Annotated in this window: 1 protein-coding gene; it reads left to right on the forward strand. The window is 74.0% G+C overall.

Annotated elements, in window-relative coordinates; all coding sequences use genetic code 11:
- Nucleotides 1–170: 170 nt before the first annotated feature.
- Nucleotides 171–1,043, forward strand: a complete 873-nt coding sequence (locus ACFWEP_RS34760; RefSeq protein WP_387376313.1) for a phosphotransferase family protein — start codon at nucleotides 171–173, stop codon at nucleotides 1,041–1,043.
- The last annotated feature ends 71 nt before the right edge of the window (nucleotides 1,044–1,114 follow it).

A 1,114-nucleotide genomic window follows, 5' to 3' on the forward strand; every position in this document is an offset into this window, starting at 1 on the left:
CGCGTACGGTGCCCGGGGCGCCGCGACCGTCGTGGCGGGGAGAGGCGGTTCGGAACGTGGCACCCGGGGCGGGGACGAGGGAGCGGCTGGCGGACGCGGCGCGGGCCGCGCTGGGCGGCGGGCGACGGCTGGCGGCGGTCGAACGGGTCACGGGCGGCAGCAAGAAGGGCGTGTACCGGCTGGTGATGGACGACGCGACGGCGGTGGTCGCCTACCTGTGGGACGAGGACGAGAACTACTGGCCCGCCGCCGAGGGCGACGACGACCTCGCCGACCCGTTCTCGCCCGGTCTCGGGCTCGATCTGTTCCGGGCCGCGCACGCGCGTCTCGACGCCCTCGGCGTCCGCGTCCCGGCGATCCGCCTCCTCGACGAAGGCGGGACCCATGGCCCGGCCGGCCTGGCGATCGTCGAGGACCTCCGGGGAGAGAGCCTGGAGGAACTGCTGGTGCGCGACCGGCATGCCGCCGGTCCGGTCCTGGACCGGCTCGCGGAGTCGCTGAAGGCGATGCGGGCCCACCGGGCACCGGCCTACGGCAAGGTGGCCGTGGTCGACGGCGGAGGAACGTCACGCGGTTCCTCGTGCGAGGAAGTGGTTCTCGGCCGTGCGCTGCGCGACCTCGCCGAGGCGGCTTCGCGGGATCCCCGGATCGCCGACGCCCGCGACCGGCTGGAAGAACGGCTGCTCGGCCTGTCGGCGGCGGTGCGGCCGCGCGCGGAGTACGCGGTCGTCCACGGCGAACTGGGCCCCGACCACGTGCGGGTGGACGCCGACGGCAACCCCGTGGTGATCGACATCGAGGGGGTGATGTACTTCGACGTCGAGTGGGAGCACGTGTTCCTGCGCATCCGCCTGCACGACGCCTACCGGCCGCTGGAGGCGGACGGGTTGGACGAGGACCGGCTCGCGCTGTACATGCTCGCCCAGCGGCTTTCGCTGACGGCGGGACCGCTGCGGCTGCTCGACGGGGACTTCCCCGACCGGGCCTTCATGACGGGCATCGCCGAGCACAACCTGGAGCAGGCGCTGGAACTGGTCCGCTGAACTCCCGCCCGCCGCGCGGCACGGGGCACACGGAAGCGGGGCCGTACGGCGTGTTCACCAACACGCCGTAC

The sequence above is a fragment of the Streptomyces sp. NPDC060198 genome (assembly GCF_042728415.1).
In the GTDB taxonomy this organism is placed as follows: domain Bacteria; phylum Actinomycetota; class Actinomycetes; order Streptomycetales; family Streptomycetaceae; genus Streptomyces.